Origin of the sequence: Micromonospora sp. NPDC049359 (genome assembly GCF_044466585.1) — a bacterium.
Lineage (GTDB): Bacteria > Actinomycetota > Actinomycetes > Mycobacteriales > Micromonosporaceae > Micromonospora.
In genome coordinates, this window is the sequence record NZ_JBITMW010000011.1 from 44,989 (window position 1) to 66,892 (window position 21,904).

The 21,904-nt window shown below is 71.7% G+C and carries 18 protein-coding genes; 16 read left to right on the plus strand and 2 right to left on the minus strand.

All coding sequences use genetic code 11. The features are described 5' to 3' along the window. The first annotated feature begins 18 nt into the window (after positions 1-18). From ACIBTX_RS23885 to prfA, 7 genes are all read left to right on the plus strand, one after another. Positions 19-3,297, plus strand: coding sequence for an efflux RND transporter permease subunit (locus ACIBTX_RS23885; RefSeq protein WP_363661535.1), 3,279 nt, complete (start codon positions 19-21; stop codon positions 3,295-3,297). Between the two features lie 151 nt (positions 3,298-3,448). Continuing rightward, the gene (locus ACIBTX_RS23890) at positions 3,449-4,264 is read left to right on the plus strand and encodes a polysaccharide deacetylase family protein (RefSeq protein WP_357133931.1); all 816 of its coding nucleotides are present in this window, start codon (positions 3,449-3,451) and stop codon (positions 4,262-4,264) included. An 11-nt stretch (positions 4,265-4,275) separates the two neighbouring features. Then, positions 4,276-5,520, plus strand: a complete 1,245-nt coding sequence (locus ACIBTX_RS23895; protein ID WP_357133934.1) for an MFS transporter — start codon at positions 4,276-4,278, stop codon at positions 5,518-5,520. Positions 5,521-5,586: 66 nt separating this feature from the next. Further along, on the plus strand, positions 5,587-6,531 hold the full coding sequence (gene thrB / locus ACIBTX_RS23900; RefSeq protein WP_396833045.1) for a homoserine kinase: 945 nt from the start codon (positions 5,587-5,589) through the stop codon (positions 6,529-6,531). A 295-nt stretch (positions 6,532-6,826) separates the two neighbouring features. Next, positions 6,827-8,962, plus strand: a complete 2,136-nt coding sequence (gene rho, locus ACIBTX_RS23905) for a transcription termination factor Rho (RefSeq protein ID WP_363661531.1) — start codon at positions 6,827-6,829, stop codon at positions 8,960-8,962. 322 nt (positions 8,963-9,284) lie between these two features. Then, complete coding sequence (gene rpmE / locus ACIBTX_RS23910) at positions 9,285-9,509, plus strand: 50S ribosomal protein L31 (RefSeq protein WP_088987870.1); 225 nt, start codon at positions 9,285-9,287, stop codon at positions 9,507-9,509. Positions 9,510-9,623: 114 nt separating this feature from the next. Next, a complete protein-coding gene (gene prfA / locus ACIBTX_RS23915; RefSeq protein ID WP_357133945.1) occupies positions 9,624-10,712 on the plus strand; it encodes a peptide chain release factor 1 in 1,089 nt (362 codons plus the stop codon). Between the two features lie 140 nt (positions 10,713-10,852). Here the strand turns inward: prfA and ACIBTX_RS23920 are convergent, their stop codons facing one another. After that, positions 10,853-12,400: a GGDEF domain-containing protein gene (locus tag ACIBTX_RS23920; protein ID WP_357133948.1), complete on the minus strand. Its 1,548-nt coding sequence runs from the start codon at positions 12,398-12,400 to the stop codon at positions 10,853-10,855. A gap of 73 nt (positions 12,401-12,473) precedes the next feature. Between ACIBTX_RS23920 and prmC the strand changes: the two genes are divergently transcribed. The 4 genes from prmC to ACIBTX_RS23940 all read left to right on the plus strand — a co-directional run bounded on the left by prmC (position 12,474) and on the right by ACIBTX_RS23940 (position 16,943). Then, the gene (gene prmC, locus ACIBTX_RS23925) at positions 12,474-13,421 is read left to right on the plus strand and encodes a peptide chain release factor N(5)-glutamine methyltransferase (RefSeq protein ID WP_357174577.1); all 948 of its coding nucleotides are present in this window, start codon (positions 12,474-12,476) and stop codon (positions 13,419-13,421) included. Continuing rightward, positions 13,421-14,071, plus strand: coding sequence for an L-threonylcarbamoyladenylate synthase (locus ACIBTX_RS23930; protein WP_355052883.1), 651 nt, complete (start codon positions 13,421-13,423; stop codon positions 14,069-14,071). The genes prmC and ACIBTX_RS23930 overlap by 1 nt, the downstream gene beginning before the upstream one ends. Next, positions 14,072-14,683: a phosphotyrosine protein phosphatase gene (locus ACIBTX_RS23935; protein ID WP_357133954.1), complete on the plus strand. Its 612-nt coding sequence runs from the start codon at positions 14,072-14,074 to the stop codon at positions 14,681-14,683. It abuts the gene before it with no gap. A gap of 145 nt (positions 14,684-14,828) precedes the next feature. After that, entirely contained in the window at positions 14,829-16,943 is a 2,115-nt protein-coding gene (locus tag ACIBTX_RS23940) for a transglycosylase domain-containing protein (protein WP_357398105.1), read from the plus strand. A 149-nt stretch (positions 16,944-17,092) separates the two neighbouring features. Here ACIBTX_RS23940 and ACIBTX_RS23945 read toward each other — a convergent pair whose 3' ends face one another. After that, positions 17,093-18,556: an SDR family oxidoreductase gene (locus tag ACIBTX_RS23945; protein ID WP_357174580.1), complete on the minus strand. Its 1,464-nt coding sequence runs from the start codon at positions 18,554-18,556 to the stop codon at positions 17,093-17,095. A gap of 84 nt (positions 18,557-18,640) precedes the next feature. Here ACIBTX_RS23945 and glyA point away from each other — a divergent pair, with 84 nt between their 5' ends. The 5 genes from glyA to ACIBTX_RS23970 all read left to right on the plus strand — a co-directional run bounded on the left by glyA (position 18,641) and on the right by ACIBTX_RS23970 (position 21,880). Further along, positions 18,641-19,930: a serine hydroxymethyltransferase gene (gene glyA, locus ACIBTX_RS23950; RefSeq protein WP_357133964.1), complete on the plus strand. Its 1,290-nt coding sequence runs from the start codon at positions 18,641-18,643 to the stop codon at positions 19,928-19,930. Beyond that, positions 19,923-20,345, plus strand: coding sequence for a hypothetical protein (locus tag ACIBTX_RS23955; RefSeq protein WP_357133967.1), 423 nt, complete (start codon positions 19,923-19,925; stop codon positions 20,343-20,345). Before glyA ends, ACIBTX_RS23955 begins: the two co-directional genes overlap by 8 nt. A gap of 190 nt (positions 20,346-20,535) precedes the next feature. After that, complete coding sequence (locus ACIBTX_RS23960; protein ID WP_355052858.1) at positions 20,536-20,772, plus strand: hypothetical protein; 237 nt, start codon at positions 20,536-20,538, stop codon at positions 20,770-20,772. A gap of 11 nt (positions 20,773-20,783) precedes the next feature. After that, positions 20,784-21,581, plus strand: coding sequence for a F0F1 ATP synthase subunit A (gene atpB / locus ACIBTX_RS23965; protein WP_357133971.1), 798 nt, complete (start codon positions 20,784-20,786; stop codon positions 21,579-21,581). Between the two features lie 65 nt (positions 21,582-21,646). After that, on the plus strand, positions 21,647-21,880 hold the full coding sequence (locus ACIBTX_RS23970; protein ID WP_357133974.1) for an ATP synthase F0 subunit C: 234 nt from the start codon (positions 21,647-21,649) through the stop codon (positions 21,878-21,880). The last annotated feature ends 24 nt before the right edge of the window (positions 21,881-21,904 follow it).

The following is a 21,904-nucleotide window of genomic DNA, read 5'->3' on the forward strand; positions in this document are numbered from 1 at the left end:
CAGGAGTGAGCCAGGCCGATGTCGCTGCTCGCCAGATTCAGCCTCGCCAACCGAGGGCTGGTCGCCCTCATCGCGGTGGTGACCACGGCGTTCGGAGCGTTCGCCGTGCCGTCGCTGAAGCAGCAACTGCTGCCGTCGCTCGAGTTCCCGGCCGCGTTCATCGTGGCCGCCTACCCCGGCGCCGGACCCGAGATCGTCGAGTCGCAGGTGACCGAGCCGATCGAGAACGCCCTGCAGGGCATTCCGGGGCTGGACAAGGTCACCTCCACGTCCCGCGAGGGTTCGGCCACCGTCCAGGTCGAGTACGAGTTCGGCACCGACCTGGACGACGTGGTCAACAAGATGCAGACCGCGCTGAGCCGGATCGACGCCCAGTTGCCGGACAGCGTCGACCCGCAGGTCATCGCGGGCAGCACCGACGACCTGCCGGCGGTGGTGCTGGCCGCGGCCGGCGGCGCGGACGAGCGGGCGCTCGCCGAGAAGCTGCGCGCGACGGTGGTGCCGGAGCTGGAGGGCATCGAGGGCGTTCGTACGGTCGAGGTGACCGGCACCCGCGACGACGTCGTGGTGGTCACCCCGGACCCGGCCAAGCTGACCGCGGCGAAGCTCGCGCCGACCGCGATCGGCACCGCCCTGAAGACCAACGGCGTCTCCATCCCGGCCGGCGCGGTGACCTCGGGGGGTCTGGCCCTGCCCGTGCAGGTCGGAACGCCGGTCGCCACCGTGGACGACCTGCGCGGCATCGTCGTCGCGCCCGGCGCAGCGCCGGTGCGCCTCGGTGACGTGGCGACGGTCGAGCAGCAGCTCGCCCCGGCCACCGCGATCACCCGGACCAACGGCAAGGACAGCCTCGGTATCGCCGTCACCGCTTCGCCGGACGGCAACGCGGTGGCGATCTCCCACGAGATCCGCGACCGGCTGGCCGACCTGAAGGACGCCTCCGGCGCGGACCTGACGGTGGTGTTCGACCAGGCGCCGTTCGTGGAGAAGTCGATCGAGTCGTTGACCACCGAGGGCTTGCTGGGCCTGCTGATGGCGGTCATCGTCATCCTGGTCTTCCTGCTGTCGGTGCGCTCGACCGTGGTCACCGCGGTCTCCATCCCGCTCTCCGTGCTGGTGGCGCTGATCGCCCTCTGGATCGGCGACTACTCGCTCAACCTGCTCACCCTCGGCGCGCTGACCATCGCGGTGGGCCGGGTGGTGGATGACTCGATTGTCGTGCTGGAAAACATCAAACGGCATCTGGAGTACGGCGAGGAGAAGCAGCACGCGATCATCACCGGCGTCCGTGAGGTGGCCGGCGCGGTGACCGCGTCCACCCTCACCACGGTCGCGGTGTTCGCCCCGATCGCGCTGGTCGGCGGGTTCGTGGGGCAGCTCTTCGCGCCGTTCGCGATCACCGTGACGGTGGCCCTGCTCGCCTCGCTGCTGGTCTCGCTGACGGTGATCCCGGTGCTGGCGTACTGGTTCCTCAAGCCGCGTGGCGGCACCGTCGACGACGAGGCGGTGCGTCGTGACGCGGAGGAGAAGGAGCTGCACAACCCGTTGCAGCGGGCGTACCTGCCGGTGATCGGCTTCGCCACCCGTAAGCGGTCGACCCGCTGGATCACCGTCGGGCTCGGCCTGCTGGTGCTCTTCGCCACCTTCGGGCTGGCGCAGAAGCTGGAGACGAACTTCCTGGACGACTCCGGCCAGGACACGCTCAGCTTCCGGCAGGAGCTGCCGGCGGGCAGCGGTCTGGCCGCCACCGACGCGGCGGCCAAGCAGGTCGAGGCGGTCCTCGGCCGGATCGACGGAGTCGAGACGTACCAGGTGACGGCCGGCGGCGGCGACACGCCGTGGGCGGGTGGCGGCGGTAACAACGTCGCGAGCTGGTCATTGGCGCTCGGCGGCGACAAGGACGCCAAGCAGGTACGCGAGGAGCTGCGCCGGGAGTTCGACAAGCTCGGCACCAGCGTGGGCGAGGTCAGCTTCGGCGGTGGCCAGGACGCGTCGACCAGTCAGCTCGAGGTGATCGTCCAGGCCAGCGACCCGGAGGTGCTGACCCGCGCCGCCGAGGCGGCCCGTACGGCGATGGACGACGTCCCGGACGTCGAGGACGTCACCACGAGCCTCGCCGCGCGGGTGCCGCGGGTGGACGTGACCGTCGACCGGGTCGCTGCCGGTCGGGTCGGCCTCACCGAGGCCGCCGTGGGTCAGCTCGTGTCGCAGGCGTTCCGTGGCGCTCCGCTGGGTCAGGTGGCGCTCGACGGGCGTCAGCAGGACGTGGTGCTGCGGTTGAGCGCGACCGCTCCGGTCTCGGTGGAGGAGCTGCGCGCCCTTCCGGTCGGGCCGGTGAAGCTCGACGACATCGCGGACGTCACGCAGGCCGAGGGGCCGCAGCAGGTGACCCGGATCGACGGTGAGCGCAGTGTCTCGGTGACCGGCGCGGCGACCGGGTCCAACCTGGGCGCGACCACGAAGGAGCTGCAGAAGCGGCTCGACGGCATCGACGTCCCGGGAGCGACCCTCACCATCGGTGGAGTCAGCGCCGACCAGTCGGACGCGTTCGGCGACCTGGGCCTGGCGGTGCTCGTCGCCATCGCGATCGTGTTCCTGATCATGGTGGCCACGTTCCGCAGCCTCACCCAGGCGTTGATCCTGCTGATCTCCATCCCGTTCGCGTCCACCGGCGCGATCGGTCTGCTGCTGATCACCGGTACGCCGCTCGGCGTGCCGGCGTTGATCGGTGTGCTGATGCTGGTCGGCATCGTGGTGACCAACGCGATCGTGCTGCTCGACCTGATCAACCAGTACCGGGCGCGGGGCATGGGAGTCCAGGAGGCGGTGGTCGAGGGTGGCCGGCGTCGGCTGCGACCGATCCTGATGACCGCGGTCGCGACGATCTTCGCGCTGCTGCCGATGGCCTTCGGGCTGACCGGCGAGGGTGGGTTCATCTCGCAGCCGCTGGCGGTCGTGGTGATCGGTGGCCTGCTCAGCTCGACGCTGCTGACGCTGGTCCTGGTGCCGACGCTCTACTCGATGGTGGAGCACACCAAGGAGTCGCTGCGGGAGCGGCGTCATCGGCGGCGCTCCGGCGACGCCGTGCCGAGCGGGTCGGAGAACGTCGAGCCGGACGGTCCGAACCAGGTGGCGGTGCCGACGGGCGCACCGGCCGCGTCGGCCGAGAGCGCGCAGCCGTCGGCGACGCGCCCCGCGCCGTCCGGTGCGCTGGTGGACGGCACGGACCAGTTCGAGGTGCTGCGGTTGCCCCGCAGCCGCAGGTCGCCGCTGCCCCCGTCGGAGCCGACCGAGTAGCCGACCGACATCGCGGGCAGCGCCCCCGGCAGGATCTCCTGTCGGGGGCGCTGCTCTTTGTGCCCACATCGATCGAACGACCTGACCGCAGCTTCGCGTCACTTCTTGCATACTCCTGGTAGATGTCGGCGGTGACCAGTGGGGCAGGCGGATGACCGAGGGCGCGCGCGGGTGGTCCCGGCGCGACCTGCTGCGCCGAAGCGCCCTGGTGGTGACCGGAGCGGCCGCCGGGGCGGGCGTCACGGACGTCTGGTTGACCCACCGGCGGCTGCCTCTTGCCGGCGGCCCGGCCAGCGCCACCGTCGGCAACGGGGCGCAGGACGTCGGCGCCGGCGTCCTGCCGGTCGTCTGGTCGGGGTCGACCACCCAGCGGCTGGTCGCGCTCACCTTCGACGACGGCCCGGCGCCACAGTGGACGCCCATGGTGCTGGACACCCTCGCCCAGCACCGGGTGCCCGCCACGTTCTTCCTGGTCGGCAGCCAGGTCCGTAAGCACCCCGACCTCGTACGCGACCGGCTCGGCGAGCACGAGGTGGGCAATCACAGCTGGGCGCACCGGGACCTCGCCCAGTTGGACGCCGCCGAGGCGTACGACGACCTGAGTCGCACCCACGACGTGATCACCGACGTGACGGGCCGGGCCCCCCGCCTGGTCCGTCCGCCGTACGGTCACCTGGGCGGTGCGGTGCTGCACGCGGCCGCCCGGTTGAACTACCGGCTGGTGCTCTGGTCGTTGCAGATGGTGGAGCGGGAGTTTCCCGACGATCCGGCCGGTCATGCCCGCCGGATCGTGGACGGCGTCCGGCCCGGGACGATCCTGCTCGGGCACGACGTCGGTCAGCGGCGGCGGCTGGTCGCGCTGCGCGGCCTCCCCGACATGATTCGCGGACTCCGGGAGCGCGGATACACCTTCGTCACCGTCTCGTCGCTGCTGGGAGCGGGTGTAGCCCCGACGCCCACCGGGTAGGGTGCCGGTCCGTGGCGTCCACCCTTTCGGTCCTTACCGGCAATCGGAGCTTCCGCAATCTCTTCCTCGCCGAGCTGGTGGTCTTCGGGGCCGACTGGTTCGTCATGGTGCCGCTGCTGGTGCTGCTGCCCCACCTGACGGGAAGCGGCGTCTGGGGCGCCCTGGTGCTGGCGGTGGACACCGGCATCGTGGCGCTGCTGCTGCCGTACACCGGCACCATCGCCGACCGGTTCGACCGGCGCAAGATCATGATTGTCGCGAACGTGGCCGCGCTGGCCGGTGTGTTGCTGCTGCTCGGTGTCCGTGACCGTGGCACGGCCTGGTTGGCGCTGGTGGCGATCGGGGCCGTCGCGGTCGCCAAGGCGTTCTACTCGCCCGCCGCGCAGGCGGCGCTGCCCAACGTTCTGGAGCCGCACGAGCTGGCCGCCGGCAACGCCGTGGCCGGTTCGGCCTGGGGCACCATGACGGTGGTGGGCGCCTCACTGGGTGGAGTGCTCAGCTCGGCCGCCGGCCCGTACGCCTGCTTCTGGGTGGCGGCGGCGGGCCTGGCGCTGGCCGCGGGCCTCGCCACGCGGATCCGCCGGCCGTTGCAGGTGGCCCGCGACCCGTTGTTGCCGGCGCAGCGGACCTGGTCGGCGGTCCGCGAGGCGCTCGGCTACATCGGGCACCGACCTCGGGTGCTGGCGCTGGTGACGGTCAAGTCGGCGGTCGGCCTGGGCAACGGGGTGCTGACCGTGTTTCCGCTGCTCGCCAGCGTGTACGGGGTTGGTTCGCTGGGCGCGGGTCTGCTCTTCGCGGTACGCGGCGCGGGGGCGTTGGTCGGGCCCATCCTGATGCGTCGGGTGTTGACCAACCGGTCCTGGCTGCTGCCCGGCCTCGCGCTGTCCATGTCGCTCTACGGGCTGTCCTATGTGGGCGCTTCCGTCGTCCGCTGGTTCCCGCTGGTGCTGCTGTTGGTGTTCGTGGCGCACTTCGCCGGCGGCAGCAACTGGGTGATGTCGAACTTCGCCCTCCAGGGTGAGGTGCCGGACCGGCTGCGCGGACGCGTGTTCGCCACCGACATGATGCTCGCGACACTGGCCATCTCGGTGAGTCAACTGGCGGTGGCCCTGGTCGTGGACGTGGTGGACGAGCGGGTGGTGCTGGCCGGCTGCGGGCTGGTCACCGTCGTGTACGCGGTCGGCTGGCGGATCGCCACCCGGCGTCTCTCGTTGACCGACCCGGCCGCCGAGCCCGTCTCCGACGCCGCCGGCTGACACCCGGCCGGTCCCACGGTGCGGGCGAGCGGCCGGATCGTCGGTGTCGGGCCCTAGCATGAGCGCGTGCCGACGAACTTCACCGCCGGGCCGGTCCGGGTCCGGGTTCCCGCGACGAGTGCCAACCTCGGTCCGGGCTTCGACGCGCTGGGGCTCGCCCTCGGGCTCTACGACGACCTGGCCGCCGAGGTGTCGTCCGGCGGGGTCCAGGTGACGGTGACCGGTCAGGGTGCCGGTGAGCTGCCGGCCGACGATCAGCACCTGGTGGTGCGGGCCATGCGTGCCACCTTCGACGTCCTCGGCGCGCAGCCCACGGGCCTGAGCGTGGAGTGCGTCAACCGGATACCGCAGGCGCGCGGCCTCGGCTCGTCGTCGGCTGCCATCGTGGCCGGGGTTCTGCTGGCCCGTGCCCTGGTCGCCGACGGCGTGGAGCGGCTGGACGAGCCGGCTCTCCTCCGGCTGGCCGCCGAGATCGAGGGCCATCCGGACAATGTCGCGCCGTGCCTGCTCGGCGGCTTCACGCTGGCCTGGACCGAGACGGCCGGCGCTCGTGCGGTGTCCCTGCCGGTCGCCGACGCCGTACGACCCACTGTCTTCGTGCCCTCCGAGCGCGGCCTTACCGCGACCGCGCGGGCGGCCCTGCCGGCCACCGTGCCCCACGCCGACGCCGCGTTGACCGCGGGACGGGCGGCGTTGCTGGTGCACGCGCTCACCACGGATCCGGCGCTGCTGATGCCGGCCACCGTCGACCGGCTGCACCAGGATTACCGCGCGGCCGGGATGCCGGGCACGTTGTCGCTGGTCAGCGCGCTGCGAGAGGCGGGTGTGGCGGCTGTGGTCTCCGGGGCCGGGCCGAGCGTGCTGGCGCTCGGCGAGCCGCCAGCGGGCTTCGACGCGGGAACAGACTGGCAGATTTGGAAGTTACCGATAGACGTCAGCGGCGCCCGGGTCGCCCGGGGTAGACTTGGACACGCCGAGCGGGACCCTGTTGCCGCAGGTCGGAAGAGTTGATTACGCTCTAGACCTAGCACAGCCGCGAAGCACGCGATCTCCTGCGGGGCGGCGCACCCCCGAAGCTCTCGGCGGTCAGCCCGTCACCCCTGCCAAGGCCCACGCCGCACCGCAGTTTCCACAGGTCGCCGCAGACGGCGAGACCTACCCACCGACGTTTGGTGGGTCGGGAAACCACCGGCTGCTGTGTCACAGACTCCCGCGACGCGTCCTTGCGAGGCGGGTGAACCGAGGCCGCCCGGCCACCTGAGCTCCGACTCCGGGCAGTCCCGGCCTTATCGAGGGAAGGAATCCATTGAGCGACACCACCGACGTGACGTCGGATGTTTCCAACGTCGCTGGCGATGCCACCGCTGCCGCTCCCGCCCGTCGTCGGCGCAGCGGTACCGGTCTGTCGGCGATGCTGCTGCCAGAGCTGCAGAGCCTGGCCGCGTCGCTCGGCATCTCCGGCACTGCTCGCATGCGCAAGGGTGAGCTGATCGCCGCGATCTCCGAGCGGCAGGGCGGCAACGCCGCCGGAACCCCTCGACCGCGGGCCGAGGTCGCCGCGGCGGCCGCTCCGGCGCGTGAGGAGGTGCGGGAGACCGTGGACCGCCCGACGGCCGAGGGTCGCAGCACCGACCAGGCGCCGGCCGAGCCGGCCACCGAGACCGAGAGCCGCAGTCGTTCGCGGCGCAGCCGGACCGCTGCCGCGGAGGCCCGTACCTCCGAGGTCGGCACCTCCGAGCCGCGTGGCGCCGAGGCGCGCACCGACGAGGTCGAGAGCGGCGAGCGTTCCGAGCGTGGCGAGAACCGCCGTGACCGGGTCGAGCGCAACGACCGCTCCGACCGGGGCGAGCGTGCCGAGCGCAACGACCGTGCCGACCGTACCGAGCGCAACGACCGGGGCGAGCGTGCCGAGCGGAGCGACCGTAACGATCGGGGCGAGCGTGCTGAGCGGGGCGACCGTGCTGAGCGGGGCGAGCGTGCTGAGCGGGCCGAGCGCAACGATCGGGGCGAGCGCTCCGAGCGGGGTGAGCGTGCCGAGCGCAACGACCGCAGCGACCGTGCCGAGCGGGGCGAGCGCAACGACCGCAACGATCGGGGCGACCGCAACGACCGTTCGGAGCGCGCCGACCGCAACGACCGTGGTCAGCGCGTCGAGCGCGACAGCGACGACGAGGACGGCGAGGGCGGCGGTCGGCGTGGCCGGCGCAGCCGCTTCCGGGACCGTCGGCGTGGTCGTGGCGAGCGCGGGGAGACCGGCGGGGACACCGGCGGCGGCCGTGAGCCGCAGGTCGGCGAGGACGAGGTGCTCGTCCCCGTGGCCGGCATCATCGACGTGCTCGACAACTACGCCTTCGTACGGACGACCGGCTACCTGGCCGGCCCGAACGACGTGTACGTCTCGATGTCCCAGATCAAGAAGTACGGCCTGCGTCGCGGTGACGCGATCACCGGCGCCGTGCGGGCGGCCCGCGAGGGCGGCAACAGCGGCGACCAGCGGCGGGACAAGTACAACCCGCTGATGCGGCTGGACACGATCAACGGGATGGAGCCGGAGGAGGCGCGGCGTCGGCCCGAGTTCTACAAGCTCACGCCGCTCTACCCGCAGGAGCGCCTGCGGCTGGAGACCGAGCCGCACATCCTGACCACCCGGGTCATCGACCTGGTCATGCCGATCGGCAAGGGCCAGCGGGCGCTCATCCAGTCTCCGCCCAAGGCGGGTAAGACGATGGTGCTGCAGGCGATCGCCAACGCGATCACCCGCAACAACCCGGAGTGCCACCTCATGGTGGTGCTGGTCGACGAGCGGCCCGAAGAGGTCACCGACATGCAGCGGTCGATCAAGGGCGAGGTCATCGCGGCCACGTTCGACCGCCCGCCGCAGGACCACACCACGGTGGCGGAGCTGGCCATCGAGCGGGCCAAGCGTCTGGTCGAGCTGGGGCACGACGTCGTCGTGCTGCTCGACTCGGTGACCCGGCTCGGTCGGTCGTACAACCTGGCGGCGCCGGCCAGCGGCCGGATCATGTCGGGTGGTATCGACTCCACCGCGCTCTACCCGCCGAAGCGTTTCCTCGGCGCGGCCCGCAACATCGAGAACGGCGGCTCCCTGACCATCATCGCCACGGCGCTGGTGGAGACCGGTTCGATGGCGGACACGGTCATCTTCGAGGAGTTCAAGGGCACCGGTAACGCGGAGCTGAAGCTGGACCGGAAGATCGCCGACAAGCGGACCTTCCCGGCCATCGACATCAACCCGTCCGGCACCCGTAAGGAAGAGGTCCTGCTCGCGCCCGAGGAGCTGGCCATCATCCACAAGCTCCGCAAGGTGCTGCACTCGCTGGACTCGCAGGCGGCGATGGACCTGCTGCTGGACCGCCTCAAGCAGTCCCGCACCAACATCGAGTTCCTGATGCAGATCGCGAAGTCGACGCCGGGGGAGTGATCCCGCACCGGTGACCGACGACGAAGGGGGTACGGCCGCGGCCGTACCCCCTTCGGCATGACCGGCCCGTCCGCCGTCGCGTACCCCGGGTGGGGCACGACGGCCCCGGACGAATGCCTGCCCGGACGGCGGGAATGCGGACAGGTAGGCCCGTGTTGACGATGCCGGACGAGGTGTGCGGCCCGCTTACCGGGTCGGCCCAGGCCCATGGCACACTGGTCAATCGGCCACACCGGTTCCGGTTCACGCCCGAGCCCGTCGCGTACGGCGCGACGAGTGATGACGGCGACCCGGCGACCACCAACGAGAGGACCGAGGCGAGATGAAGGCAAACATCCACCCGGAGTACACGACCACCGAGGTCAGCTGCTCCTGCGGTAACACGTTCACGACCCGCAGCACCGCCAAGGGCGGCGCGATCCACGTCGAGACCTGCAGCGCCTGCCACCCGTTCTACACCGGTAAGCAGCGCGTTCTCGACACCGCCGGCCGGGTCGCGAAGTTCCAGCAGAAGTACGCCAAGGTTCAGGCCAAGAAGGCCAAGTAACTCCCCGTTCGGCGCCCGTGTCCGGTTTTGTACCGGACACGGGCGCCGTCCGCGTTTCGCCCGCCAACACCCTTGGCCCTCCCGGTGCCGCATCCTCGAAGGAGCATCCGCAGCATGAGCAGCGAGCGTCTGGCCGGACTCCTCGACGAGTACGCGGAGCTGGAGAAGCGGCTGGCCGACCCGGCCATCCACGCCGACCAGGCCACCGCGCGCCGGGTGGGTCGCCGGTACGCCGCGCTGGTGCCGCTGCACAAGGCCGCCGGCGAGCTGGAGCAGGCTCGCGCCGACCTGGCCGCGGCCCGCGAGCTGGCCGACGAGGACCCGTCCTTCGCCGCCGAGGCGGACTCCATCGCGGCGTCCCTGCCGGCCCTGGAGGAGCGCCTCGCCGAGTTGCTCATCCCGCGCGACCCGCACGACGCCAAGGACGTGATCGTCGAGATCAAGGCCGGTGAGGGCGGCGAGGAGTCGGCGCTGTTCGCCGGCGACCTGCTGCGGATGTACACCCGGTACGCCGAGCGGCACGGGTGGATCACCGAGGTGATCGACGCGCAGGATTCCGACCTCGGCGGGGTCAAGGACGTCTCGTTGTCGATCAAGACCAAGGGTGTGCCGGACGGCGGCAACGGTGTCTGGTCGCGGCTCAAGTGGGAGGGCGGCGTGCACCGGGTGCAGCGCGTCCCGGTGACCGAGTCGCAGGGCCGGATCCACACCAGCGCGGCCGGGGTGCTGGTGCTGCCGGAGGCCGAGGACGTCGACGTCACCATCGACCAGAACGACCTGCGTATCGACGTGTTCCGCTCGTCCGGCCCGGGCGGTCAGTCGGTGAACACGACCGACTCGGCGGTACGGATCACGCATGTGCCGACCGGCATCGTCGTGTCCTGCCAGAACGAGAAGTCCCAGTTGCAGAACCGGGAGCAGGCGATGCGGATCCTGCGGGCCCGGCTGCTCGCCGCCGCCCAGGAGCAGGCCGACGCCGCCGCTTCGGACGCCCGCAAGGCGCAGGTACGCACCGTGGACCGCTCGGAGCGCATCCGCACCTACAACTTCCCGCAGAACCGGATCACCGACCACCGGATCGGCTACACCGCGTACAACCTGGACCTGGCTCTCGCCGGTGACCTCGACGGCGTCCTGGACGCCCTGGCCGAGGCCGACCGCGCCGCCCGCCTGGCCGGCGACACAGAACTAACCCGCCGCTAACCCCCCGCCCCCCCGCCCCGCCCCCGCCCCGCCCCCGCCCGCTCCCGTCGATCATGGAGTCGTGGTGGGGAGATTGTCCCGTGGTGGGGCTTTAGTGGGGCACCACAAGTCCTTGATCGACCCCGAGAGAGGGGGAGTGGTCAGCTCGCGCGGGGGCGGGATTTCGCGCGTAGCATCTCCCGGTCGGCCTGCTCGAAGGCGACGCTGAGCGCGTCGCGCAGCCCGCTACCGCCGGAGACCTCGGCGAAGCCGATGCTCACCCCGACCGGGGTGCCGGGTACCAGCGACTCCCAGTCCTCGTTGCGTACCGCCGCCTCGATCCGGCGGGCCACCTCGGTGGCCTCGATCATGCCCGTGTCCGGGAGCACCACGACGAACTCGTCGCCGCCGTAGCGGGCCACGAAGTCTCCCCGGCGCATCACCCGGTTGATCACCCCGGCGATGCGTTGCAGCACCAGGTCACCGGAGTGGTGGCCGTGCCGGGTGTTGACCGCCTTGAAGCCGTCCAGGTCGCAGACGCCGATGACGACCCGCTCGCCCCGGGTGACGACGGCAGTGATGTACCGCTCCAGGCGACGCCGGTTGGGCAGGCCGGTGAGCGGGTCGGTCAACGCCTCACCCTCGTACCGTGCCGCCTCGCGACGCATCTCCTCGTGGTCGATCCGGGCGGCGATGCCGTCGATGTAGACGTCGCGCAGCCGGTCGTTGCGCTGGGCGGCGAGCCGGAACGCCAGCCGGTCCGCCCGGTGGGCCGCGGAATGGTCGCCGGCGCGGGCGAGCGCGATGCTGCGCAGCCGGGCCGGCTCGGCCGCCCCGAGCGTCTCGGTGGACACCCGGATGGTGTCCAGTCGGGCGACCGCCTCGATGGGCCGACCGTCCGCGACGGCCAGGCAGACCATGCCGAGTTGCCGCAGGTCCCGCGCGCGGGCGCTGTCACCGCCGTGGGTGAGCAGCCGGGACGGGCCGGCGTCGCCGGTCGGTTCCAGGGTGTCGCCGAGCGCGGCCTGCCGTGCCGCCGAGTACCCGTACGCGGCGAGGCTGCTGGGACGGAGCCGCCCGGCCCGCCCGCTCTGGACGAACTGGGCCAGGTCGGTCGCCACGTCCCGCAGCACGCGCAGGCAACCGTCGCTGTCACCGTTGTGGTCGAGCGCCACGGCGTTGCGCAGCCGGATGCCCGGCGCGGCGAACGTCTCCTCCGGGATCCCGGCGGTCAACCCGAGCTGCCGTGCGCGTTCGATCGCGCCCAGGGCGTACCCGTGGAAGCTGAGGTAGCTGTAGGCCATCGCCAGGTCGTGCCAGCCCCAGGCGGTGTCCCGGTCCGGGTCGTCCACGGCGTTCAGGGCCCGCGCTGCCTTGACGAGGTGGGTGACGCAGCGGTCCAGCGCGCCCTGGTGGTGGGCGGCGAGCGCGGCCAGCGCGTTGAGGTGCCCGTGCAGGTAGGGCTCGGCGAGGTCGCGGACGGCCGCCGACGCCTCCTCGATGGCCCGGGTGAACTCCGCCGTCCGACCGAGATTGATCAAGGCGGAGAGACGCTGGACCATGGCGTCCGCGCGGGCCGCCGGGTCCGACGTGGTGCGGATCACACGCTCCAGAAGGGTGTACGACTCCGCGGAGCGACTTGCTTCCTGCAAAGCGCGGGCGTGCGAGAGAGTGTCAACCTGGTCATGGACCCGGTCGAGCCAGCCCACCCACAACCTCCTGTCGTGTGCGCCTCGACGCACCCGTTCATGGCGTCGCCTCGCGACGCCCCATGATTATCGTGTGACCACTCTGCCGCAACACCCCCCCGAAGGGACAGGCCGCACCCGTCCGTCCGCCGCGGTGGCGCGGGCGGCCCGCGTACTCGCCGCGGCCGGCGTAGGCCCGGCGCGCGTGGAGGCCGAACTGCTGACGGCGTACGTGCTGGACGTGCCCCGGGGTCGGCTGGCCCTCGCCGACGATCTGGACGACGCCCAACTGGCCCGCCTGGACGAGCTGGTCGGGCGTCGCGCCGGCCGGGAGCCCTTGCAGCACCTGACCGGTCGGGCGGGTTTCCGGCACCTGGAACTGGCGGTCGGTCCGGGTGTCTTCGTGCCCCGGCCGGAGACGGAACTGCTGGCCGGGTGGGGTGTCGAGCAGGGCCGGGGCAGATCCGAGCCGCTGGTGGTGGACCTGTGCAGCGGCACCGGCGCGATCGCGTTGGCGGTGGCGCAGGAGCTGCCCGGGGCGCGGGTGGTCGCGGTGGAGCGGTCCTCGGCGGCGCTGGCGTGGTTACGCCGCAACGCGGCCGAGCGGGCCGCGGCGGGGGACCGGCCGATCGAGGTGGTCGAGGCCGACGTGACCGCGCCCGACCTGCTCGCCGACCTGGTGGGTCGGGTGGACGTGCTGCTCTGCAATCCGCCGTACGTGCCGGTCGACGTGGTGGTGCCGCCGGAGGTGGCCGGGCACGATCCGGCGGAGGCGGTCTTCGGGGGCGTCGATGGTCTGGCGGTGATCCGACCGGTGATCGACCGGGCGGCGGCGCTGCTGCGACCCGGGGGCGTGATCGGGGTCGAGCACGACGACACGCACGGCGTGGCGGTGCCGGAGTTGTTCGCCCACGACGGCCGGTTCGACGCCGTCACGGAGCATCCGGACCTCACCGGCCGCCCCCGGTACGCCACCGCGTCCCGACGGGCGGACGGCCAGCACACCGTGCCCGGGCGGGCGTGGCAGACTGACTCCTCGTGATGCTCTACGACTGCCGATCGCCCGCCGATCGGGACCGCGGCATCGCTGCGGCCATCGAGGCGGTCAAGAACGGCGAACTGGTCGTCCTTCCGACGGACACCGTCTACGGGATCGGCGCGGACGCGTTCACGCCGTACGCGGTCAAGGCGCTGCTGGACGCGAAGGGCCGGGGTCGGCAGATGCCCCCGCCGGTGCTGATCGGTTCGCGGCACACCCTGGACGGCCTGGTCTTCTCGCTGCCCTCGGCGGCGCGGGACCTGGTGGAGGCGTTCTGGCCGGGTGCGCTGACGATCGTGGTCGAGCACTCGCCGAGCCTGCAGTGGGACCTGGGCGACAAGACCGGCACCGTCGCGGTGCGGATGCCGCTGCACCCGGTGGCCCTGGAGGTGCTGCGCGAGACCGGCCCGATGGCGGTCTCCTCGGCCAACAAGACGGGCCAGCCGGCGGCGGTGACCGCCGAGGAGGCGCGCGACCAGCTCAGCTACTCGGTGCGTGCGTACCTGGAGGCCGGGCCCTGCCCGGATCCGGTGCCGAGCACGATCGTCGACCTGACCGGCGAGGTGCCGCAGTTGCTGCGGGCCGGGGCGATCCCGCTGGAGAAGCTGCGCGACGTCGTACCGGATCTCCTCGACGTCCACCAGGGGGCCTGAGTGCCCCCGTTCACCGTCCTGCACGTCTGCATGGGCAACATCTGCCGCTCACCGATGGCCGAGCGACTGCTGGCCCTCGCGGCACGGGAGCGGTTGGTGCGGCGTTCGCAGGATCCGGCCGGCGTCGAGGAGCTGCTGCACAGCCACAGCGCCGGCACCGGCGGCTGGCACGCGGGCGAGGAGATGAACCCGCCGGCGGCGCGGCAGGTCATCGACCGTGGCGGTGACGTCGACGGGTTCGCGGCGCGCAAGCTGCGCTCGGACCACATCGACGCCGCCGACCTGGTCCTGACGGCGACGGCCGACCAGCAGGAGTACGTGGTGGCGCTCCGTCCGGACGCGGCGGCCCGTACCTTCGTGCTGGGTGAGTTCGGCCGGCTGCTGGCCGCGGTGGACGTCACCGCGCTGCCGGCGGCCGAGGCGACCCCGGAGGCGGTGTACGCGCGGGGCGTGGCCCTGGTGGCGGCGGCGCACGACAACCGGCTGGGCGCCTCGGCGCTGCCCACCGACGATCTCGACGATCCCTGGGGTCGCGGCGACCAGTGTTTCACCCGGGTCGCGGACGAGATCGAGGAGACGGTCCACCCGCTGGCCGCCGCGCTGCTGCCCTGAGCGCGGTGCGAGCCGCTGGCCGCCGCGCTGCTGCCCTGAGCGCGGTGCGAGTTTCCTCCGGGTTTGGGGAAAACCAGGGGCGAAAGGGGCGTTCCGGGTCATTCTGAACGGGTCCTAGCGTGACCGGCTCCTGCGGGGAGAGCTGATGATCCGGGCCCGACTCGACAAACTGCTGACCGTGGTGATCGCCGGCGTGCTGGCCGGACTGGTGCTGGCCGGGGCCGCCCTGCCCGCCGCCCTGGTCTTCGGGATCGGCTTCAGCGCCCTGTCCACGCCGTACTCGGAGCTGCCCAACACGCTCCGCACGCCGCCTACCGCGCAGCGCTCCAACCTCTACGCCAACGACGGCACCACCCTGATCACCTCCTTCTACCAGGAGGACCGGGTGGAGGTCCCGCTGCGCGAGGTCGCCCCGGTGATGCGCCAGGCCATCGTGGCCGCCGAGGACGTCCGGTTCTACCAGCACAGCGGGGTGGACCTGCGCGGTGTGGTGCGCGCCTTCACGGTGAACAAGCGCGACGGTAAGACCCGGCAGGGCGCCTCCACCCTGACCATGCAGTACGTCCGCAACGTGCTCAGCAGCGATCCCCGGCTGACCGAGCGGCAGCGCCAGGCGGCCACCGAGCTCACCACCGCCCGCAAGCTCCAGGAGATGCGGTACGCGCTGGCGCTGGAGCGGGAGCTCAGCAAGGAGGACATCCTCACCCGCTACCTCAACATCGCCTACTTCGGTGCCGGGGCGTACGGGATCGGTGCGGCCAGCAAGCGCTACTTCTCGGTCTCGCCGGCTGAGTTGACCCTGCCCCAGGCCGCGCTGTTGGCTGGTCTGGTCCGGTCGCCGGACAGTGACGACCCGATCAACGGGGATGCCGACAGCGCCCTGCACCGCCGGACGTACGTGTTGGAGCGCCTGGTCGAGACGGATCAGGTCCCCGCCGACGCGGCGGCGGCGGCACAGGCCGAGCCGCTGCAGCTGCGGCCCAGCGAGACGCCGAACGACTGCACGGGGGTGCCCGACGGGCATTCGGACTGGGGTTTCTTCTGCGACTGGTTCACCCGCTGGTGGAGCAGCCAGTCGGCGTTCGGGTCGAGCGCCGACGAGCGACAGCGCACGCTGCGCCGGGGCGGGTTCTCCATCGTCTCGTCGCTGGATCCGGCCGTGCAGCAGGCCACCACCGAGCAGGTCCTGCGCATCTACCGGCCCACCGAGGCGCGGGCGGTACCCACCGCCGTGGTGCAGCCCGGCACCGGCCGGGTGCTGGCGATGTCGGTGAACCGCAACTACAGCGTCGAGGACAACCCGGTCGGACAGAAGAACTATCCGAACACGGTCAACCAGCTCGTGGCCGGTGGTGGGGCCATCGACGGGTATCAGGCCGGTTCGACGTTCAAGCTCTTCACCATGCTGGCCGCGCTGGAATCCGGCATGCCGCTGTCGACCGAGTTCACGGCGCCGACGCAACTGCTCACCCGCTTCCCGGCGACCGGTGCGGGTAGCTGTGACGGCCGCTGGTGCCCGGCGAACGCCAGTCCGTCGGCGATGGACGGCCCCCGCACGATGTGGACCGGGTTCGGCCGGTCGGTGAACACCTACTTCGCCTGGCTGACCGAGCGGGTCGGCGCCGACCGGGTGGTCGAGATGGCCGAGCGGCTGGGCATCGTGCTGCGGGCCGACTCCGACGAGCGGCTGGCCCGCTACGGCGCGAAGGACTGGGGCCCGTTCACCCTGGGTGTCGCCGCGACGACCCCGCTGGACCTGGCCACGGCGTACGCCACGGTGGCCGCGGAGGGGACGTGGTGCGCGCCGCTGCCGGTGGTCTCGATCAACGACTCGGCCGGCCGGCCGGTGGATGCCGCCAAGCCGGACTGTCGGCAGGTACTCGACACCGACGTGGCCCGGGCGGCGGCGGACGCGGCCCGCTGCCCGGTGGGCGACCAGTCGATGTACGGGCGGTGCGACGGCGCCACGGCTCCCGATCTGCGATCCCGGCTGGGCCGCCCGGTGGCCGGCAAGACCGGCAGTTCCGAGCGGTACGAGACGGAGACGGTGGTGGCCTTCACCCCGCAGTTGGTGGTCGCCTCGATGGCGGCCAACCCGGACGACCCGCGCGACGCGGTCGGTCAGGCCGTGCAGGCCCGGATGGTGACCGGGGTGGGCGAGGTCCTCTCCCGTGCCCTGCATGACCAGCCGGTACGCGACTTCGTCCCGCCAAGCGAACGGGCCGCCTTCCAGGTCACCGCCGCCCGAACCACAAACTGACCCCGCCCCGCCCCGCCCTGCCGACTCCGTCGCGCCGATCTTGCAGTTTCTGCGGGGATTTAGGGTGCCAAGGCCGCAAAACGACAACACAAAGTGCAAGATCGGCGTGGGCGGCGTGGGCGGCGTGGGCGGTGTGGGCGCGGGGTGGGTTAGGGGGATTGTTCGGCGTTGCGGGCTATGTTGCGGGCCATCCCGCCGAAGATCACGGCGTGGAACGGGGTCACCGAACTCCAGTAGGCGTGACCGCCGAGGCCGCGAGGGAGGAAGACGGCGCGTTGCTGGTAGCGGCTGTGGCCGTTCTCGGCCGGCAGTGCCCGCATCTCCAGCCAGGCGCGGCCGGGCAGCCGCATCTCCGCGCGCAGCCGCAACAACTCGCCCGGAATGATCTCCTCGACCCGCCAGAAGTCCAGCGCCTCGCCGACCTGGAGGCGGTGCGGGTCGCGCCGGCCCCGGCGCAGCCCCACACCACCGACGAGCCGGTCCAGCCAGCCGCGTACCGACCAGGCGAGGGGGAACGAGTACCAGCCGTGCTCGCCGCCCACGCCCTCGATGACCCGCCAGAGCGCGGCCGGCGAGGCGTCCACCGCCCGTTCCCGTACGTCCGTGTACACCGTTCCGCCGGACCAGTCCGGGTCGCTGGGCAGCGGCTCGGCGGGCGCGTCGGTGCCGCTCGCGGTGGACCAGCGCGTCTCCACCTGGGCGTCGCGCACCTTGGCCAGCGCCAGCCGCACGGCGTCGTCGAAGCCGGTGAGGCCGCCGGGCGGATCGGGCACGTACCGGGCGATGTCGTGTTCGTGGGCCACGGCCTCGTGGATCAGGCTCTCCACCAGCGGCCGGGCGATCTTGTTCGGTACCGGGGTGATGAGGCCGACCCAGTGCGACGAGAGCGACGGGGTGAGGGGCCGGACCGGCACGATGATCCGTCGTCGTAACCCGGCCACCCGGGCGTAGCGGTCCATCATGTCGCGGAAGGTCAGCACGTCCGGTCCGCCGATGTCGAAGCCGCGGTTGACCTCGGGCGGCAGGGTGGCGCAGCCGGCCAGGTAGCGCAGCACGTCGCGGACCGCGATCGGCTGGATCCGGTTGCGGACCCACCGTGGCGTGACCATGGCGGGCAGCCGCTCGGTCAGGTATCGCAGCATCTCGAACGACGCCGAGCCGGAGCCGATGATCACTGCGGCGCGGAGCACCGCCGTGGGCACGCCGCTGGCGAGCAGGATCCGGCCCACTTCGGCCCGGGACCGCAGGTGCGGCGACGGGACCTCCGCGTCGGCCGCCGGCTCCGGACCACCGAGGTAGACGATCCGGCGTACGCCGGCCGCGCGGGCCGCCGCCGCGAAGTTCGTCGCCGCCGTCCGGTCGGCCGCCTCGAAGTCCGCCCGGCCGAGCGAGTGCACCAGGAAGTACGCGACGTCCACGTCGGCGAAGGCGGCGGGCAGTGTCTCCGGCCGGCTCAGGTCACCCTCGACGATCTCGGCCGCCGCCGCCCACGGAACATCGCGCAGGCGTACGGCCTTGCGGGCGAGGCAGCGCACGGTGTGCCCGTCGGCGAGTAGCAGCGGCGTCAGTCGCCCGCCGATGTATCCGGTGGCTCCGGTGACGAGGCATCTCACGGGTCCCAGTGTGCGGCCCCGGAGGGCCCGTCGCACAGGAACTGGCCGGCCGCCCTTGTGCGACAGGCCCTAGACTCGTTCGCTGTGGAGACCGAGACGAGCACCTTCTGGGGGCCGGATTTCGCCCAGCTCAGGGCCACCGATCCGGAGATCGCCGGGGTGGTCCTCGGTGAGCTGGACCGGTTGCGGGGTGGCCTGCAACTGATCGCGAGCGAGAACCTGACCTCGCCGGCGGTGCTGGCCGCGCTCGGCTCGACGTTGACCAACAAGTACGCCGAGGGGTACCCGGGTCGGCGCTACTACGGCGGCTGCGCCGAGGTGGACCGGGCCGAGGAGATCGGCATCGCCCGGGCCAAGGAGCTGTTCGGGGCCGAGCACGCCAACCTCCAGCCGCACTCCGGGGCGAGCGCCAACCTGGCCGCGTACGCCGCGCTGGTGCAGCCGGGGGACACGGTGCTGGCGATGGACCTGCCGCACGGCGGGCACCTCACCCACGGCAGCCGGGTGAACTTCTCCGGCAAGTGGTTCCACCCGGTGGGCTACCCGGTCCGGCCGGACACCGAGCTGATCGACTACGACGAGGTACGCGATCTGGCCCGCGCGCACCGGCCCAAGCTGATCATCTGTGGGGCCACCGCGTACCCCCGGCTGATCGACTTCGCCCGGTTCCGGGAGATCGCCGACGAGGTCGGGGCGTACCTGATGGTGGACGCCGCGCACTTCATCGGCCTGGTGGCCGGTCGGGCCATCCCGTCGCCGGTGCCGTACGCCGACGTCGTCTGCGCCACCACCCACAAGGTGCTGCGCGGCCCCCGGGGCGGCATGATCCTCTGCCGCGAGTCGCTGGCCCAGCGGATCGACAAGGCGGTCTTCCCGTTCACCCAGGGCGGCCCGCTGATGCACGCGGTCGCGGCCAAGGCGGTCGCGCTGCGTGAGGCGGCCCAGCCCGAGTTCCAGACGTACGCCGCCCAGGTGGTGCGCAACGCGCAGGCGCTCGCCGCCGGGCTGGCCGACGAGGGCATGCGCCCGGTGTCCGGTGGCACCGACACCCACCTCGCGCTGATCGACCTGCGGGAGCTGGGGGTGACCGGCGCGGAGGCCGAGGCCCGCTGCGACGCCGCCTCGATCACCCTGAACAAGAACGCCATTCCGTACGATCCGCAGCCGCCGTTGGTGGCCTCGGGTATCCGGGTGGGCACGCCGAGCGTCACCACGCAGGGCCTGCGCGAGGGTGAGCTGCGGCAGGTGGCCGCCCTGATCGCCCGCGCGGTACGCACGAACCCGGGTGAACCGGGTGGCGCCGACGCGCTGAGCACGATCGGCGCCGAGGTGGCCGAACTGGTCGCGGCTTTCCCGGCGTACCCCCGTGGCTGAGCCCGGGGTGGTCGAGCCCGCGAGCGACGGGCGGTGGCGGCTGCGGCACCTGCCGGTGCTGCTGGCCGCGTCGGCGGCGCTGGCCGTGGTCGCGGCCGTGGTGGGCGGGGTGACCGGTGGCGCGACGGGCGCGCTCGGCGCGGCGGCCGGGGTGGGCGTGACGGTGCTCAGCTACACCCTCACGACGGTGGTGCTGGCGCGGGCCGACCAGGTCAACCCGCAGTTGCTGCTGCCGCTCGGGCTGGGGCTGTACGTGCTGAAGTTCACCCTGTTGGGTGTCGTCCTGGTGGCGGTGGCGTCGACCGGTTGGGCGGGGTTGGTCCCGCTCTGCCTCGGCATCGTCGCCGGGGTGGCAGTGTGGACAGCGGCGCACCTCTGGTGGCTGACCACGGTGCACGCCCGCCGCTCCGGCTGACCTGGTCGTCGACACGGGTGTCCCACCTAGCGGACGCGCGGCAATGTGTCGGCCTCCGGTCATTTTCCGACGGGCGGAAGGGGAGTAGCGTGCCCACAGACGACGGCGCCCACGAGAAGCCCACACAACGACGGTTGTGCGGGGGGTGAGGCACAGCCTCGTCTTCCCGGCTGATATCGTTCGCCCCGTCATGGCTGATGACCAAACCCCCCGTCCCGCCGGTCAACCGGACGACTATCCGTCCGGCGCCGGTCAGGGTTGGACCGCGCTCAGCTACCTCATCGGAGGCATGCTCGTGTGGGGTTTCATCGGCTGGCTGGTCGACCAGTGGCTCGACACCGGTGGCGTCGCCACCGGGATCGGCTTCGTGCTCGGCATGGCTGGGGGCGTCATCCTGGTCATCCGCCGACTCGGCACGCCTACTTAGGAAGGGACGCGGTGTTCGGACAGGCGAACGTCCTGGCAGCGGGCCAGGCGGCATTCCCACCCAGTGTGGAGGACTTCTACCTGCCCGCGATCGTGCCCTGGGGCGCGGAGAACGCTCCGTGGTTCACCAAGTTCACCTTGATGATCTGGATCGCGGTCGGCGCCTTGATCATCTTCTTCCTGGCGACCTACCGGAACCCGAAGCTGGTGCCGACCAAGAAGCAGTGGTTCGCCGAGTCGATCTACGGCTTCGTGCGCAACAACATCTCGGTCGACATGATCGGGCACCAGGGCGTGCGGTTCGCCCCGTACTTCACGACGCTGTTCTGCTTCGTGCTGGTGACGAACGCCTTCGCGATCATCCCGTTCTTCCAGATCTCGCCGAACTCGCACATCGCCTTCCCGGCGATCCTCGCGGTGATCAGCTACGTGCTGTTCAACTACATCGGCATCCGGCACCACGGCTTCGGCAAGTACTTCAAGCACGCCCTGATCCCGCCGGCACCCTGGTACATCCTGCCGCTGCTGATCCCGATCGAGGCGTTCTCGACCTTCATCATTCGGCCGTTCTCGCTGGCCGTTCGTCTCTTCGCGAACATGTTCGCCGGCCACATGCTCCTGCTGGTCTTCACGCTCGGCGGCTTCGCGATGCTCAACGCCAACGCCTGGTTGGCGCCGGTCTCGGTGGTCTCCTGGGTGATGACCGTGGCGCTGACCCTCCTCGAGGCGCTCGTCATCGTCCTGCAGGCCTACGTCTTCACGGTCCTGAGCGCCAGCTACATCCAGGGCGCTCTCGCCGAAGAGCACTGATCCACGCACCACCCGTTGTCGTCCCGCGTGAGAGTCACGCGTGATAACCAGGAGGAACCACACCAATGGACGTTAGCGTTCTCGCCGCGGTCAACGGCAGCACCGCCGCCATCGGCTACGGCCTCGCGGCCATCGGCCCGGGCATCGGCGTTGGCCTGGTCTTCGCCGCCTACATCCAGTCGACCGCCCGGCAGCCCGAGTCGTCGCGCATGACCCTGCCGTACGTCTGGATCGGCTTCGCCGTCATCGAGGCGCTCGCCCTGTTCGGCATCGCCTTCGGCTTCATCTGGGCCAAGTAGTACCCGCCCCTTCCGACCGGGAGG